Genomic DNA, 14,721 nt, shown 5'->3' on the forward strand with positions numbered 1-14,721 from the left:
TGATTACGCCCACTTTAATTTAAACGCCTCAATTTAACATAACGTAATTTATGGGTTGCCATATTAATTTCTATTTTATGAGAGCTGTAATTATATTAAGTCAAGCCTCTAGTTAAATTCACCTATTGTTTCATGAAGAAGTCTCCAAGCAGATTCTTTATCCCCACTAAGGAGATTGACCAGCTTATTAAGACTAATAGCGCAGAAGTTTCTTTTATTTAAGAAGTCTATTTGTGATGGATGTATAAATTTACTAAGCCGTTTATCAAAATCATGTCCAATTGGACCATTGAAGATAAACAATCCTTTATGTGGTGTTGGATGTTTAGTCATACCTCCGCTCCAAGTGAACTGCTCAGATGAGCCGAGTCCATGTTTTCTAGCATTTTCTTCTCCTGATAAGTTAAAAACCCAGTCATCTAATTGCCTAAGATCACTTAACTTTGGAGATACATTTTTAGAAGATTTAACCTCAATTACAATACTATCTTGAATTGAAAAGTTATCATCTGGAGTGATAGTAAAATCTTCATATCCATTTCTACCGTTATTAATATTGAAACCCGCTTTCTTAAAAAGCTCTTTAACCCTTAATTCTAAAGGTTTACCTGATAGATCTTTGTCATTACCTAATGATAACTCACCAGTTTCATGCAGCATTTCTAAATTGCATTTCAGGAATTCTTCAGCTTCTCCGATAGTTGATATGCTAGCTTCTTTTAAAATAGCTAAAAGCTTTTCTTCATATTTCATTTAAACCTACAAAATTAAAGTTGTGAAAAGTACAGAGTTTTCATTATACATCTAATTAATTTTGATTATCCTACTAAGAACTTAATATTGTTTAAATTTTCATGCAATTATTCAATGATATGTAATAATTTTATGACTTAGTTTAGCATGAAAGTATTTTATCAAACGCCTCGGCCAATTTCTCCGTTTCACTAAATACGGTATTCCAATATTTAATACGCGTGTCTGCATCAAGATCAGTAAAGTCGTTTCTGTCTGGGATTTTTCCGTAAGGTAAGCCGGCTATAAATTCTTTTGATGGGGTGATCATCACAACGTTGTCGTAATTTTCTGGTGCTACTTTTCGTTTTAAATTTTTATCAAACCACCCTGCTTTTGGATCTGAATTAAAATGTGGATACAAAATTAAGCCTGGGTTATTAATTTTTAAATCAAAGTGGTAATCAATAACGCCGCCATCGCGGTAAATCCCTGGTGGCGAACCGGCAATATTTTTTATACCTTGCATTACAAGTGGTATAGAGCCCGATGCAAGTAAGGCATCTTTTAAATTTGTTTGTGTGAGTTCAATGTTTTGTGTTTTAAACTTATAACTGTCGGTAATACTTAAATTACTATTGGGCGCGCCAAAAATAAAACGCTCGTACTGAGCGCCTAATAATTTTCGATTAATTCTGTTAAGCATATAACTTTTTGATAAACCCAAAAGCTGTATTAACTTATGTTCGCTGGCAATAAACCCGTTAGATTTTGCGACAATAAAATGCGCTTTAAAAACAGGATTATTTATAATTTCAGTAACACCATCATCACCAAATACATCATCTAATAATGCGCGGGCTTTTAGTGTAATTTCAGCGGGCGTTGGTTTATTACTAGAATATCGGGTTTGTGAATAAGATTTGGCTAAACGCTCAATGGCAGCAACGGGATCGTTTTGTGCAAAACAGGCTGAACGAAAAGCCCCAGCAGATGAGCCAATTAAATTAAGGGGTTGGGTGCGATGTTTAAAAAATTCGCCAAATATATATTTGTCTAAACCAAATAAGGTAAACCATTTAGGGCCACCACTTGCCCCTAAAAAAGAGGTAAAAAGATCGGGTTTAAAACCTTGTTCGTTTATTATTTTTGCTGCAGTTTTACCCGCATAAATGTCGATCATCTAAAAATACTACCTGTAGAGTCGCAGTTTAATGTTGTTAAAGCCAAACTTAAAAATGAATACTTATGCAATAGCAACACGTTTAAACTTTAATCTTAATCCCAAATTCCGTCTTCACATTTGCCCTGCACTTTTACGTTTTTTACCTTAAACTCAGGCTCTATGCCTTTGTCTCTTTGTGCGTGGTAGTCGTTAGTAACAGACAAAATAGTCGGTGTGAGTAGTATAATAGCGATAACGTTTACCACTGTCATTAACCCTAGAGCAATATCAGCTAAATCCCATACTTGTTTTAAGGTGGCTGATGCGCCCCACAACATCATTGATAAATAAAGCAAAGTATAAATACTGCGCCCTACTTTGTTATCGAGCTTAAATAAGTGGAGGTTACTTTCGGCGTAGGCGTAGTTAGCAACTACCGAGGTAAAAGCAAATAAAGTAATGGCAGCGGCTACAAAATACACGCCGCCTTGCGCTAAGTGTGAGGTCATAGCGCTTTGTGTTAAGCGTATACCTTCCATTTCACCGCTTATATCTACATCGGCCAATAAAATAATAACCGCGGTACAACTGCACAATACGATGGTATCGAAAAACACCCCTAACATTTGTATGTAGCCTTGTGTCGCTGGGTGATTTGGCATTGGACTGGCACTAGCCGATGCATGCGGCACACTTCCCGCGCCAGCCTCATTAGAATATAAACCGCGTTGTATACCATTTTTAATGGCTGCACCCATGGCGCCTGCACCAGCTTCTTGCAAGCCAAACGCTGATAAAAGTATATCTTTAAGCATGGCAGGTACTTGGGTGAAGTTAATCAGTGTAATTACTACAGCAACAAGCACAAACACGATGCCCATAACAGGCACTACTCGCTCGGCGAATCGGGCAATGGCTTTAAAGCCACCTAAAATAATAGAGCCTGCTAAAAGTGTGATCACAACACCTGAGTAAAAAGTGGGTATTTCAAATGCGTAATTTAGTGCATCGGTAATGGTGTTGGTTTGCATGGCGCTAAAGGTAAAGCCGTAACCTAAAAACAAACAGGCGGCAAACACAATAGCAAATGCACGACTGCCTAAGCCTTGTTGAATATAATACGCAGGGCCACCTCTGAATTCGCCATTGCTGTCGCGAATTTTATATACCTGGCCTAAAATACTTTCTGCAAACCCGGTTGCCATACCCAGTATAGCAATGACCCACATCCAAAATATGGCGCCGCTACCACCGAGTGATATAGCCACAGCCACACCGGCTAAATTACCTGTGCCTACTCGAGCACACAGCCCAGTGCAGAGCGCTTGAAATGATGAAATATCGTTTTTATTACACTTACTACTGCCTTTTAGCAGGCTAAACATGTGCTTAAATTTAACTAATTGAATTGCTTTTAAGCGTACTGAAAACCAAATACCTGCAAATAGTAGTATATAAATTAGTATTTGGCCTTCTCCCCATAATAGGCCATTTACACTTTTTACTACGGTATCGAACATGGGCTAATCCTTTTGTATTTATTATGTTTTTACTCATCGAGTAGTTGAGTAATTTGCATTTAATAATGCATGTTAGCCATAGCTTAGCGGAGCTAAGCTGCCTTAGAATGTTGACTTAGAGGTAGGTCATTTACTTTGCAGGTGTATACCCGCAATCATGCATCTAACCGAACCTCCCGCCGACTCTATGGTTGGTATAGGTAACGGAACAAGTTTAGCTGTTTTTTGTATTGCTGCTTTTTGCTCGGTTGTAAGTGCATTAAACGCCGTTTGTGAGAGGGCTAAAATACGACTATTTGTACCTTGTAGCTCAATTGCATTGCCACAAAAGCTATTTATTTGCTCACTAGTTAAGTTTATTACTTCTAAATGGCTTTGTATAAAATAGCTAGTTAATTGTTTATGCTGACTTTTTGGCACCATATTTAAGCTGATCATGGCAAACTCTGTGGCTACACACATCAATACATTAGTATGATAAACCGCAATACCTTGCTCATCGTAGGCATTAAATACAACGGGTTTTAGCTTTAATTGCTCGCATACTGTATTAACCACAGCTTTAGTAGTACGCTTAGATTCTACTGCATAAGCAAGCTTATGTGGGTGGTCAATAACAAGCGATCCTGTACCTTCTAAAAATGCATTTTCTTTCGCTAAAAATGAATAATCAGTCACAGACAACACTTTATAGTGATTAGTCAAAAAATCAATAATATCTTTTCGATATTCTAATCTTCTGTTTTCTGCGTACATTGGGTACATAACTAGCTCGCCACTTTGATGGGTAGAAAACCAATTATTTGGAAACACAGAATCGGGCGTGTGTGGATGTTCGTCTTCAAAAAGATGAACCTTTACGCCCTCGTTTTGTAATAATTTAACCGCATTAGTTACTTCGTCAAAGGCAAGCTGACTCTGGTTTTGTGAGTTGCAGGTACTTTGAAACGTGTTGTCTAACATAGTTTGTGGGTTAGATGTAAAGTGATGCGGGCGCACCATAACCACCGCTGTTGGTGCTTGCTTTATGTGGCTCATGCGACTTGCTCTTGCTTAGTTGTTTTTGATGTTTGCGCACTATTAAGTACCGAAAATAAATTACGCGGATCGGCTTGTTGTGTAATTAAATCAAGTAATGAAAACTCACCCGCAGCCACCAGCGCGTCTTTAATATAAACCAGCGAGGTAAAGTCTTCGCTCGCAAAACCTACCCCATCAAAAATAGTAAGCTCGTCGTTACTTATACGCCCAGGTGTTTGTTTATTAATTACTTTATGAAATTCTGTTACATCAAAACTACTGCTCATTTGTTGAATTTCGCCCTCTATTCTGGTTTGTGGTTCGTACTCTACAAATACATTAGCGCGTTCCAGTAAAGCTGAATCAAGCTCAGTTTTCCCAGGGCAGTCGCCACCAATGGCATTTAAATGCACACCTTGGGGGATCATATCGCTGGTTAAAATAGTGGCATTTTTTTTATCGGCTGTGCAGGTTGTAATAATGTGCGCACTTTGCACGGCTTCTTCTGCGCTATTGCATATAGTTATATTTAAACCGTAACCACTTAAGTTGTTATAGGCTTTTTTAGAGGCGTTCTTATCAATATCGTATAAACGAATGTGGGTAATGCCTAATACGGCTTTAAAAGCTAATGCCTGAAACTCAGACTGCGCACCATTACCAATTAATGTAAGTGTTGTTGAGTGTTTGGGTGCTAAATACTTTGCCACAAGCGCCGATGTAGCCGCTGTGCGTAAGGCCGTGAGTAAGCACATTTCGCTGATCATAACCGGATAGCCGCTATCAACATCCGATAAAATTCCAAATGCCGCAACCGTTTGAAGTTCTTTAAACGTATTTTTTGGATGACCATTTACATATTTGCAGCTAAACATTTCACCGTCGCTTACGGGCATAAGCTCTATTACGCCATCAGGAGAGTGCGCCGCATAACGTGGCGATTTATCAAATTCGTCCCAGCGAGCAAAGTCGTGTTTTAATCTTTGGGTAAGCTCAAGCAATACGTTTTCTATTCCGACTTTATTTATAAGTTTGGCCATTGTCTGTACGCTAACAAATGGAACACCTTGTTTTGGCTCTGCTATAAAATGACTCATAAATACCTCTTTAATGACTAAATAAATTAATAGAAATAAGTTTATAGGCCAGAGGTGACAGTTAAAATGCCAAAAGTTCATACAAATAGTATTATTTTTTAGCAAATTGCTATGCATTAAAGTACAAATTTAGTAATTTGTAATAAACACATAACCCAAGGCGTTTTATGCCCCCTTACATTTACGACTCTTTAGATAACGCATTAATAGCCGAACTAAGAAAAGATGGCCGCGCTTCTATTTCAGCCCTAGCCGATGTTTTAAAGGTCTCGCGCGGGACGGTGCAAAATCGCTTGGACCGCTTAGTTTCATCGGGCGCTATATTAGGCTTTACGGTGCGTGTACACGAACACATAGAAACCGAAGCTGTAAGAGCAGTAATGATGGTGGAAGTGGTGGGTAAATCTACATCACAGGTAATTAAAACCCTGCGCGGCATACCAGAGCTAACAAAGTTACATACGACCAACGGCGCTTGGGATTTAGTAGCTGAAATACAGGCTGCAAATTTAGGTGAGTTTGATGGCGTCCTTAGGCAAGTGCGCGAAATAGAAGGCATTTTAAATAGCGAAACCAGTATATTATTGTCATCTACTTAGGTTTAATTAACGCCATTCTTTACTTAAAGTATTTTAGGCAAGACTCGATTTATTTATTACCGGTTAAACTTAATGGGATTTAAGTTTTACCTTAATACACAGCTACATGGCGTAGCTGTGTGCATAATCTACTATACGTGTATTTTGGCTTTTTAAATAAGCGCGTCCTGCTTTTACACCTAGCTTATGATCAAAGCGTAAATCGTCGTTAGAGCTGCCTAACAATTTGCTATGTAGCTTTTCGTCTGCAAAAATTTGTATAATTTCTACATCACTAGGCGGATTGGCTATAAATGATAGTTCGTCTAGGTATGCTTGCTCGTGTTGAATCAAGTAATCAAGTGTTTTTGGGCAGTAGCCTGATGCACATGCAAATGTTCTTAGCTTTTGAACCCATGCAGTTTGCGCTTGAAAATTCTCATCAACGGTTCTTATTACCACGATTTTTCGTGCGCCACGGTTATAAGCTTCGCGTACAGGCAATGGCGCAGCCAAGCCGCCATCTAAATAAAAATCTTCATTCGATTGCTCTGCAGCTAAATGTGCTTCGTTTGCCGCTTTTGAGCCTAACCAAGGAGTGAGTTGAACACCTTGTTTATACAAAAAAGGTAAAGCACTTGAGGCTTTTAATAGTTCTCGCCAGTGTTTACCATCTCCAGTAGGAGATAAATAATACGGTTTACGATCACGTGCATTGGTTGCAGTGATCAGCAACTCTCTATTACCAAGGCTATTTTTTGCTGTTTTAAAGTCTAATGCTCTATTAACCTCAGTGGTTTTTTCGAAATACCAGTCTAAGTCAACAATGTGTTTACCCATTAGGCCACGACCTAATTGAAAAAAACGTTTATGACGCGAAAGCCCTCTGATCAAGCGTTTAGCGTAGCCTTTTTGACGCGCTAAATAACTGGTTAAATTTTGCGAGCCCGCAGACGTGCCTATAAATAAGTCAAACGGGTCGTAGTTTTGCTCTAACCACGCGTCAAGTACACCGGCTGTAAATATCCCTCGCTGGCCTCCACCTTCAGCAATCAATGCAGTTTTAGGGTGCATAGGCTTATTGAATGTGTGTGGAGCAACATTTATTTGAGATTTCACGGTGTACCTCTTAGTTGTTAACTTAACAGATTATGGCTTTATTTTAACGTGCTTGATTAAATCCTTAAAAAAGATTAATTGAATCAGTTCGATTGAAAATATAAATCACTTATTTTTACTCAATCTGTAACTCAATTCTTTATTTCACTATTAGTTTAACAATGGTTGAGTGTACGCTTGCTTAATAAACAACTTAATTCTTTATTTCTATTAGGATTTGTAACGCTCGATGACGTTTTTCATCGTCATATAAATCGTTGGTGAATATAAGCTCATCGACCCCTAACTGATTCACGATCATTTCTAATTTGTGTTTAATACTTGCAGGCCCACCAGTAACACTTAATCCTAAAAAGCTCTCAACATGAGTACGCTCTTGTTCGCTCCACAAGCCTTCCATTGTTTCAACTGGGGGCTTTAACCACAACTCGTCGCCTCTAATTAATGATAGCACTCGCTGTTTTGAAGTGGTTGATAAGTATTGTGCTTCTTCATCTGTATCGGCAGCCACTAAAGGTAATGCCAACATTACATAAGGCTTAGCTAATACATTTGATGGTTTAAATTCTCGTTTATATAAGGCTATTGCATCATGTACAAAACGCGGTGCAAAGTGCCCCGCAAATACATAGGGTAATCCTTTTTGCGCTGCTAACTGGGCACTAAATAAACTTGAGCCTAAAAGCCAAATAGGCACATTAGTGTTTTCACCGGGTATTGCTCGTACACGCTTAGCTCCCTCGTATGGGCCTAATAGTGTTTGTAACTCGCTCACTTCATTAGGAAAGTTTTCAGCGCGGCTAATGTCGTTATTTAAGGCGCGACTGGTCACCGGATCGCTACCTGGGGCACGCCCTAGCCCTAAATCAATTCGACCAGGATACAAACTCTCTAAGGTGCCAAATTGCTCAGCCACAACTAAAGGCGCGTGATTAGGTAACATAATTCCACCCGACCCTACGCGTATTTTTTTAGTGTTGCCGGCTATGTGCCCTACTAAAATTGAAGTGGCGGCACAAACAATCCCAGGCATATTATGATGCTCGGCTAACCAAAAACGGTTAAAACCTAATTGGTCTGCTTTTTGTGCGTAGGCTGTACTTTTGTTTAAGGTGTCACTAACCGTGGCCCCTTTTTGCATAGGCGCCAGTTCTAGTAATGAAAAAGGGATAGTTGATAACAAAGTAGCATCTCCAAATTAAATAGCGACTTATGACGTGCTAGCCATAAACAATGAGTTTAAAATAAGAGATGGGTGTGTATTACAACTAATTCAAGCCAGCTTATCTTGAAAAGCTAAGGTGTTGCGATTGAGTGATAACAAGGTTAACTATTTTTAGTTGCAGCTTTTTGGCGGTTTAGTTTATATGCCTCTGAATCAAGGCCTTTTTTCCAATAACCCGATGAAACAATTTGACTGCGAGGTATAGCTAATTCATCAGTTAATACGGTTTTTGCTTTGCGTACTAATCCGGCCTCTAGTGCCATAAATACAATAGGTTGTTGCTCACTAAGCGGCACCGATTTTAATGCGTTTATCACATCTGTATCTGGTTTATGTGTTATTAACCAAGTTACATCTCGCGGCGACTCTAAGCTGATCACATCATCTTTTGTTGGTGCATGAATAACCGCGTCAATTTTTGCGTTTTTAGGCAGTTGTTGCACGTAGCCTTTAATTGCATTAACTGAAGTTAAATCGCCAAGTAGTATGTAATGTGAGTGTTCATAATTATCAAGCTTTTTAGGGCCTGGTCCTGCTATACCTACCTCATCGCCTACTTTTGCTTTTTTAGCCCAATTAGTTGCCGGACCTTGGTGCATATTAATTACAAAATCGAGGGTAAGTGCGCCGGTGTGCTCATCAACATGCCTTATAGTGTATGAACGCATACATGAAGTTTTAATATTATAATCAACGCGGCCATTTTGCGGAATAAGCACCTTTACGTAGTTACCAATATATTGAGCGTTCAAGTCGTTAAACTCATCGGAGCCAACAATAATGCGCTGTAAATGTGGGGTTATTTGCTCTGTGCTTAATACTGTTGCTTTGCGTACTTTTTTACCCATATAAATTTACCTCATTAAAAAAGATGAATTGCACAACGCCCAATTGGTTGATAAAATCAACTATATCAATTTAATTGACTTTGTCAACCATTATGGATTCCCTATGCATATCTCATTAGCCAATACATTATTTGCTTTAATACAAAATTATCGCGTTACCATACGCGAAGCTATTAATGCGGGCGAGCTTGGCTTAAACGCAATGCACGTACGTTGCCTGCATATTATTGCAACAACAACTCAGTGCACTGCTAACGATATTGTTAATCAGACCCAGCGCGACAAGGCCCAAATAGCACGCTTAGTGAAAGAGCTAATCGCATTAAAGTTAATTAACAAAGATGCCAGTGAGCACGACAAGCGCTGTTTTATTTTGTCATTTACCTCTGAAGGTCGCTCGCTTTATGGCAAGCTATTAGCCGCCGAGCAGCAAGTAAATGCGCAAATGTGTAAAAACTTAAACCCACAGCAAATCAATGACTTTTTACATACTGCCCAACAAATGATCAAAAACATGGATTGATCTGCCATTCATTACTTGGCATAACGAATATAAAACGCATATACTGTACACTTATACAGTGTCTGCATTTTAGGTTGTGTTATGTTTGTTATTCCCATTTATATAGAGGCCGGTGTTTGCGGGTTTGAATCGCCTGCAGCACAGTATAGTGAGTTAGGGATATCACTCGATGAGCTATTAATAAAACACCCAGATGCTACGTTTATTGGCGTTGCCTCAGGGTGCTCTATGCAAGAAATTGGTATTTTTGAGGGCGACTTACTGTTAGTTGACCGTGCAGAGATTCCTAAAGATGGCGATGTTATTGTGGCGAACTTAAATGGTTTATTTGTATGTAAGTTGCTAGATAAAACCAATGCGCGGCTGCTCTCGGCTTCTGCTGCTTATAAACCCGTGCAATTAACCGAATCTGATGAATTTCAGCTTGAAGGCGTGGTAACTCGCTCAATTAGGTTACATCGGCAAAGTCCTGAGATACTTTCATGTATGCCTTAGTTGATGCGGTTGCTTTTTATGCCAGTGCTGAAAAGGTATTTGACCCCGCAATTCGTTCAAAACCAGTAGTGGTGCTTACCAATAACGATGGCTGCGTATGTGCGGTATGCCCTATTGCCCGTAAGCTTAATATTCCTAAATTTGGCCCCTACTTTAAAGTTAAGCAATTATTAGCAAAACATCAGGTGGTGGTGCGCTCATCTAACTACGAACTATACGCTAATTTAAGCGATAGAATGATGAACGTTATTGCTCGCTTTTGTGATACCCAGCATATTTACAGTATTGACGAATCATTTTTGCACTTTAAAGGCTATCAGCCATTAATTACCGATTGGCACCAATACGGACAGCTAATTAGACGTACTGTATGGCGCGAAACCAAACTCCCTGTTGGGGTTGGCTTTGGGCCAACACCGACCTTAGCCAAAGCCGCGAATCATGCTGCTAAAAAACTAGCTGGCTTTAATGGGGTTGCCGTGATTGATGATGAAGCAAGCCGACAAGCTATTTTACAGCAAATGCACTGCCAGGATGTATGGGGAGTGGGCAAACGTATAGCTAAAAAACTGGCGCTAATGAATATTAATACCGCATGGCAGCTGGCTGAGCAAAGTCCAAGAACAATTCGTCGTCAATTTAGCGTAGTGCTTGAGCGTACAATTAAGGAGCTCAATGGCATTACCTGTTTAAACTGGGATGATGTGCGCCAAGACAAACAAGCTATTTTTTCAACACGTAGTTTTGGCCAGCGCCTTAACGATCCTGATGCAGTGAGAACCGCATTAATAAATCATGCCAGCGTGGTTGCACAAAAATTAAGAGCGCAACAGTCGCTCACTCATCGTATTTATATTTTTGCGGCCAGCTCGTCACATGAGCAAGCCTTTTATAAAAAGTCAGCTATGCATCAATTTGATCCGCCCACTAACGATACCCGTGTTATAGCAAGTGCAGTATCAAAGAATTTTGAGCAGATATATCAACCGGGTATTCGTTTTTATAAATGCGGAGTGGGTGCATTAGAGCTCAGCCCACAGCAGTTTCAACAACATACGTTATTTGAGCAACAAACCGATAACCCGCAGTTAATGGGCTGCTTAGATGCGATAAATCATCGCTTTGGGAAAGGAATGCTTAGCGTGGCAAGCAGCCAACTAAACGAACGCTGGCATATGAACAGGGCTTTTTTATCGCCACAATATACAACCCGTTGGCGCGATATTCCTAAAATACAGTGTTAGTCAGCAACTTTAATAAATTCGCATTCTACACTTGGGTTATCTAAGGTGTATTTAAGGGTGTTATCGGTTAAAAAAGTAATAGTTTGTTTAATGGTTCTTTCGTGAATTGGATTATCACATCGACTCATACGTAAGCCGTTTTCTAGGCCATCAGTTTTATATTTAAGCGAGCTGGTAATAAAACAATAATTCGGCTTTTGAATAGTACGAGTGCCATTGTGTAAAGAATTAAACAAAATTTCTTTGCCTAAGCTAAAACCTTGCTCGGGATCTTCAGGGTTATTAAATTGCAATCGACTGTTAGTGCACAAACCCGAGTTACTTGAGGTAACTTCGTAATTACCTAGCTTAGTTTTTAATAGTGGAATAAAGCGAGTTTTATTACTTGGGCCTGCCACTGCATAACAGCTAAAAAGGCTTATGGTAAGTAAAACCAGTGTGAAACATTTCATTATAAGCTCTATCCTCGTGTATCAACCATGATCAAGCACTGTGATTATGTTTAGCTATTTCTAACTATAACAGAGATTTACTATAAAAGATGCGAAGTCGCTTTACTATGAGCAGCTGCACAAAAACTAAATTAAAATACGTAGCTAACAACAAATAAGATTAAACTAGACGTAAGCTTTATTACATAAAGGGGGAAGAAAATGCATTACTTGTGATTAACCTGAACTCTGGTTAAGAGATTTACTAACATGTTTAATCAAAAAATATTTTTACCTACTTTTCTCTAGCTAGAAATTTTTAGTGAAAACAAGGCGAAATTACGCGTCAATAGCTAGCCTATTGCAAGTAAATTCAACGCAGTTAGCGCTGAAAATAGCTGCTTGGGATGGATTTATTATCCGCAGTTCAGGTTAATTAAGTAATGCATTAATAACAAGCTGAGTTATTGCCAATACTTAGCAAATAATTGCGGGTAATTTTGTTTTAAAAACTTAGGTTTGTCTTTAAAGCGCTTACCTTTAGGTTGGTCAAGCCCTGATGGGATAAAGGGTAACTCATCGTCGTTACGCTCTTCATATAACAAACCTGCAATTAGGTCATACTCATCTAAATACGGATAAGGTTGCTCGTTTAAAAAATAAAGCGGCGTGCACTGAGCGAGGCTATCTGGGTTTTCTAGTGCAGCTTTAAATGCGGCTTCACCACGAGAAATTAACCAACAACGAAATTCTGAAAAACCATATTCATCATTACAGCCCGCCATAACAAACGCGGCACCAAATAAATCCCAGGTATAACTTTGACGCATACAAATACTAAACTGCTTATCAAATTCAATTAATTGCTCATCTGATAAGTCACTCAGTGCCGACTTAAGCGATTGGCACACTGAGTCAGGCTCTGCGGTTTTATCTTCCACTGTAACCAGTCGCCAAAAATCAGTTAAGGTTAACTCACTCATGCAATGATCTCTTTTACCCGACCCACTTGGCCGTCTTCTAATTGTACTTTTATTCCGTGCGGGTGATTAGGTGACTTGGTCAATAAACGCGACACAATACCATTGGTTAGAGTACCACTGCGTTGATCTTGTTTAAGCACAATATTAACCTCTGTGCCTGGCGTTATTTGCGAGCGTGTTGGAACGGCCATATTTAATCTCTATTACAATTTTTTTGCGATTATAGCCTGCTTAATAGAATCTCTCCATATTAAAGCTTTTACTAAGACCATAAATGCCAAATACAGCTTAAAATGAGAGATAATTAAACAAAAACACAGTACCGATTTTTACTGCTTAAGAAATGAAATAGCATTGTTTTTTATATGAATATTTAAACTAGCTAATGCATTACAAATAAGCTGCACAATGTAATCTAGCTGGTTATTTTGTTTAGCCTGCTCTAGTGCAATATCATCAATAAAATAACAACTTACAGTAAACTTAGAAGGTAAATTGTTTAAATCAACCGAGTGAGTAAGAAAGCTAAAGCCCTCAACGTTATCTTTTATTTGCTCGCAAGCAATTGTTAATTGTTGACGAATACGTTTATCTAGCTGCTTTTGGGTTTTGGTCATGGTTTATTACTGCTCGGCGATTTGTTGTTTTTTAAATTCTTTGTAGCTGTCTTGTTGTTGTTTAACACATTCATGGTATTCCTTGTCGGCCATATGACTGCACTCACCTAATCGGGCTGATTGAATTTCATGATAGCGGCTATCGCTGCTACACCCTGCTAACACTACGATTACAGATAACGAAAGTAGATACTTTAAGTTATTATTTAACATTCAAAATTCCTTATATTTTCACCGGAAAACTACTAATTTTCGTTACTTTTGCTGTATATTGCACTGGTTTTATATTTATAACCGTTAAGGGCACGTTATGATGTTGTCGCAGTTACAAGAGCTGTTCCAGCGTATCGATAAAAGTAAATTATTTCAATCATTTGTTATTGCAGTTATTGTGGTTTCTGCACTGACCGTGGGTGCACATACCTATTCATTACACCCTACTGCTGAGCTATTTCTACATTGGATGGATATAGGCATCACAGTGTTTTTCTTGATCGAATTGGTTATTCGTTATATTGCCAGTAAAGGAATCAAAGACTTTTTCTCCAAAGGCTGGAACATATTTGACTTCATTATAGTGATAGGTAGTTTATACCCTGCGGCAGGCTCGACTATTTTTATTGCTCGACTACTACGCATTTTCCGCGTACTACGTTTAGTGTCTATGATCCCAGAGCTGCGCTTATTAGTGAACTCACTAATAAAAGCCATCCCGCAAATGGGCTATATCGCGCTGCTAATGTTTGTGATTTTTTATATTTATGCTGCCACAGGTAGCATGTTGTTTGCTGAAATAAACCCAGTACTGTGGGGCGATGTGTCTATTTCTATGCTTACCTTGTTTAGAATCGCCACCTTCGAAGATTGGACCGACGTGATGTACGAAACCATGGCGGTATACAAATTAAGTTGGATTTTTTACTTAACCTTTATCTTTTTAACTGCATTTGTATTCTTAAATATGATGGTGGGGGCTATTTTAGAAGTAATGAGTGAAGAGCATCGCAATGCACGAGAAGAGCAAGCCGATACAGACTCACTGCCCGCAACCCAAGGCCAAGTAAACGAATTGAAAGCACAACTGGCAGAGTTAAAACAATTACTCAAAAATAAGTAGCAGATTG

Annotated in this window: 18 protein-coding genes; 5 read left to right on the forward strand and 13 right to left on the reverse strand. The window is 38.9% G+C overall.

What is annotated here, in order from left to right; translation table 11 throughout:
* Positions 1-108 precede the first annotated feature (108 nt).
* The 5 genes from MTF66_RS07840 to MTF66_RS07860 all read right to left on the reverse strand — a co-directional run bounded on the left by MTF66_RS07840 (position 109) and on the right by MTF66_RS07860 (position 5,534).
* The gene (locus MTF66_RS07840) at positions 109-753 is read right to left on the reverse strand and encodes a hypothetical protein (protein ID WP_138622928.1); all 645 of its coding nucleotides are present in this window, start codon (positions 751-753) and stop codon (positions 109-111) included.
* 142 nt (positions 754-895) lie between these two features.
* The gene (locus MTF66_RS07845; RefSeq protein WP_138622930.1) at positions 896-1,915 is read right to left on the reverse strand and encodes a patatin-like phospholipase family protein; all 1,020 of its coding nucleotides are present in this window, start codon (positions 1,913-1,915) and stop codon (positions 896-898) included.
* A gap of 95 nt (positions 1,916-2,010) precedes the next feature.
* Complete coding sequence (locus MTF66_RS07850; protein ID WP_138622932.1) at positions 2,011-3,417, reverse strand: sodium:alanine symporter family protein; 1,407 nt, start codon at positions 3,415-3,417, stop codon at positions 2,011-2,013.
* 126 nt (positions 3,418-3,543) lie between these two features.
* Positions 3,544-4,455, reverse strand: a complete 912-nt coding sequence (gene ctlX, locus MTF66_RS07855) for a citrulline utilization hydrolase CtlX (protein ID WP_138622934.1) — start codon at positions 4,453-4,455, stop codon at positions 3,544-3,546.
* Positions 4,452-5,534: an ornithine cyclodeaminase gene (locus MTF66_RS07860; protein WP_138622936.1), complete on the reverse strand. Its 1,083-nt coding sequence runs from the start codon at positions 5,532-5,534 to the stop codon at positions 4,452-4,454. Before MTF66_RS07860 ends, ctlX begins: the two co-directional genes overlap by 4 nt.
* Before the next feature lie 167 nt (positions 5,535-5,701).
* Here MTF66_RS07860 and MTF66_RS07865 point away from each other — a divergent pair, with 167 nt between their 5' ends.
* Complete coding sequence (locus tag MTF66_RS07865) at positions 5,702-6,133, forward strand: Lrp/AsnC family transcriptional regulator (RefSeq protein ID WP_193049564.1); 432 nt, start codon at positions 5,702-5,704, stop codon at positions 6,131-6,133.
* A gap of 102 nt (positions 6,134-6,235) precedes the next feature.
* On the opposite strand, the gene MTF66_RS07870 is transcribed toward MTF66_RS07865, so the two are convergent.
* From MTF66_RS07870 to MTF66_RS07880, 3 genes are all read right to left on the reverse strand, one after another.
* A complete protein-coding gene (locus tag MTF66_RS07870; RefSeq protein WP_248527180.1) occupies positions 6,236-7,186 on the reverse strand; it encodes a patatin family protein in 951 nt (316 codons plus the stop codon).
* 238 nt (positions 7,187-7,424) lie between these two features.
* The gene (locus MTF66_RS07875; protein WP_248526989.1) at positions 7,425-8,414 is read right to left on the reverse strand and encodes an LLM class flavin-dependent oxidoreductase; all 990 of its coding nucleotides are present in this window, start codon (positions 8,412-8,414) and stop codon (positions 7,425-7,427) included.
* A gap of 143 nt (positions 8,415-8,557) precedes the next feature.
* Entirely contained in the window at positions 8,558-9,304 is a 747-nt protein-coding gene (locus MTF66_RS07880; protein WP_248526990.1) for a siderophore-interacting protein, read from the reverse strand.
* Positions 9,305-9,407: 103 nt separating this feature from the next.
* Here MTF66_RS07880 and MTF66_RS07885 point away from each other — a divergent pair, with 103 nt between their 5' ends.
* From MTF66_RS07885 to MTF66_RS07895, 3 genes are all read left to right on the forward strand, one after another.
* Entirely contained in the window at positions 9,408-9,827 is a 420-nt protein-coding gene (locus MTF66_RS07885) for a MarR family winged helix-turn-helix transcriptional regulator (protein WP_248526991.1), read from the forward strand.
* A gap of 81 nt (positions 9,828-9,908) precedes the next feature.
* The gene (gene umuD / locus MTF66_RS07890; protein ID WP_010388819.1) at positions 9,909-10,322 is read left to right on the forward strand and encodes a translesion error-prone DNA polymerase V autoproteolytic subunit; all 414 of its coding nucleotides are present in this window, start codon (positions 9,909-9,911) and stop codon (positions 10,320-10,322) included.
* The gene (locus MTF66_RS07895) at positions 10,310-11,566 is read left to right on the forward strand and encodes a Y-family DNA polymerase (RefSeq protein WP_193049561.1); all 1,257 of its coding nucleotides are present in this window, start codon (positions 10,310-10,312) and stop codon (positions 11,564-11,566) included. The genes umuD and MTF66_RS07895 overlap by 13 nt, the downstream gene beginning before the upstream one ends.
* Here MTF66_RS07895 and MTF66_RS07900 read toward each other — a convergent pair.
* The 5 genes from MTF66_RS07900 to MTF66_RS07920 form a co-directional block, all read right to left on the reverse strand.
* Positions 11,563-12,018, reverse strand: coding sequence for a hypothetical protein (locus MTF66_RS07900; protein ID WP_193049560.1), 456 nt, complete (start codon positions 12,016-12,018; stop codon positions 11,563-11,565). The genes MTF66_RS07895 and MTF66_RS07900 overlap by 4 nt on opposite strands.
* Before the next feature lie 443 nt (positions 12,019-12,461).
* Positions 12,462-12,980: a DUF4240 domain-containing protein gene (locus MTF66_RS07905; RefSeq protein WP_054201571.1), complete on the reverse strand. Its 519-nt coding sequence runs from the start codon at positions 12,978-12,980 to the stop codon at positions 12,462-12,464.
* Positions 12,977-13,171 carry a YwbE family protein gene (locus MTF66_RS07910; RefSeq protein ID WP_008468098.1) on the reverse strand — a complete coding sequence of 65 codons (195 nt, stop codon included), beginning with the start codon at positions 13,169-13,171 and terminating at the stop codon, positions 12,977-12,979. The genes MTF66_RS07905 and MTF66_RS07910 overlap by 4 nt, the downstream gene beginning before the upstream one ends.
* A 138-nt stretch (positions 13,172-13,309) precedes the next feature.
* Positions 13,310-13,597 carry a hypothetical protein gene (locus MTF66_RS07915; protein ID WP_138622958.1) on the reverse strand — a complete coding sequence of 96 codons (288 nt, stop codon included), beginning with the start codon at positions 13,595-13,597 and terminating at the stop codon, positions 13,310-13,312.
* Between the two features lie 6 nt (positions 13,598-13,603).
* Complete coding sequence (locus MTF66_RS07920) at positions 13,604-13,810, reverse strand: hypothetical protein (RefSeq protein WP_010388825.1); 207 nt, start codon at positions 13,808-13,810, stop codon at positions 13,604-13,606.
* A 100-nt stretch (positions 13,811-13,910) separates the two neighbouring features.
* On the opposite strand from MTF66_RS07920, the gene MTF66_RS07925 reads away from it, so the two are divergent.
* Positions 13,911-14,714 carry an ion transporter gene (locus tag MTF66_RS07925; protein ID WP_010388826.1) on the forward strand — a complete coding sequence of 268 codons (804 nt, stop codon included), beginning with the start codon at positions 13,911-13,913 and terminating at the stop codon, positions 14,712-14,714.
* Positions 14,715-14,721: the final 7 nt, after the last annotated feature.

The sequence above is a fragment of the Pseudoalteromonas sp. 2CM39R genome, assembly GCF_023161845.1.

Excerpts from the sequence above, each read along its gene's own strand:
- MTF66_RS07840 (WP_138622928.1), bottom strand. The coding sequence starts at position 753 with ATGAAATATGAAGAAAAGCTTTTAGCTATTTTAAAAGAAGCTAGCATA.
- MTF66_RS07845 (WP_138622930.1), bottom strand. The coding sequence starts at position 1,915 with ATGATCGACATTTATGCGGGTAAAACTGCAGCAAAAATAATAAACGAA.
- MTF66_RS07850 (WP_138622932.1), bottom strand. The coding sequence starts at position 3,417 with ATGTTCGATACCGTAGTAAAAAGTGTAAATGGCCTATTATGGGGAGAA.
- ctlX (WP_138622934.1), bottom strand. The coding sequence starts at position 4,455 with ATGAGCCACATAAAGCAAGCACCAACAGCGGTGGTTATGGTGCGCCCG.
- MTF66_RS07860 (WP_138622936.1), bottom strand. The coding sequence starts at position 5,534 with ATGAGTCATTTTATAGCAGAGCCAAAACAAGGTGTTCCATTTGTTAGC.
- MTF66_RS07865 (WP_193049564.1), top strand. The coding sequence starts at position 5,702 with ATGCCCCCTTACATTTACGACTCTTTAGATAACGCATTAATAGCCGAA.
- MTF66_RS07870 (WP_248527180.1), bottom strand. The coding sequence starts at position 7,186 with ATGCACCCTAAAACTGCATTGATTGCTGAAGGTGGAGGCCAGCGAGGG.
- MTF66_RS07880 (WP_248526990.1), bottom strand. The coding sequence starts at position 9,304 with ATGGGTAAAAAAGTACGCAAAGCAACAGTATTAAGCACAGAGCAAATA.
- MTF66_RS07885 (WP_248526991.1), top strand. The coding sequence starts at position 9,408 with ATGCATATCTCATTAGCCAATACATTATTTGCTTTAATACAAAATTAT.
- umuD (WP_010388819.1), top strand. The coding sequence starts at position 9,909 with ATGTTTGTTATTCCCATTTATATAGAGGCCGGTGTTTGCGGGTTTGAA.
- MTF66_RS07895 (WP_193049561.1), top strand. The coding sequence starts at position 10,310 with ATGTATGCCTTAGTTGATGCGGTTGCTTTTTATGCCAGTGCTGAAAAG.
- MTF66_RS07900 (WP_193049560.1), bottom strand. The coding sequence starts at position 12,018 with ATGAAATGTTTCACACTGGTTTTACTTACCATAAGCCTTTTTAGCTGT.
- MTF66_RS07905 (WP_054201571.1), bottom strand. The coding sequence starts at position 12,980 with ATGAGTGAGTTAACCTTAACTGATTTTTGGCGACTGGTTACAGTGGAA.
- MTF66_RS07910 (WP_008468098.1), bottom strand. The coding sequence starts at position 13,171 with ATGGCCGTTCCAACACGCTCGCAAATAACGCCAGGCACAGAGGTTAAT.
- MTF66_RS07915 (WP_138622958.1), bottom strand. The coding sequence starts at position 13,597 with ATGACCAAAACCCAAAAGCAGCTAGATAAACGTATTCGTCAACAATTA.
- MTF66_RS07920 (WP_010388825.1), bottom strand. The coding sequence starts at position 13,810 with ATGTTAAATAATAACTTAAAGTATCTACTTTCGTTATCTGTAATCGTA.
- MTF66_RS07925 (WP_010388826.1), top strand. The coding sequence starts at position 13,911 with ATGTTGTCGCAGTTACAAGAGCTGTTCCAGCGTATCGATAAAAGTAAA.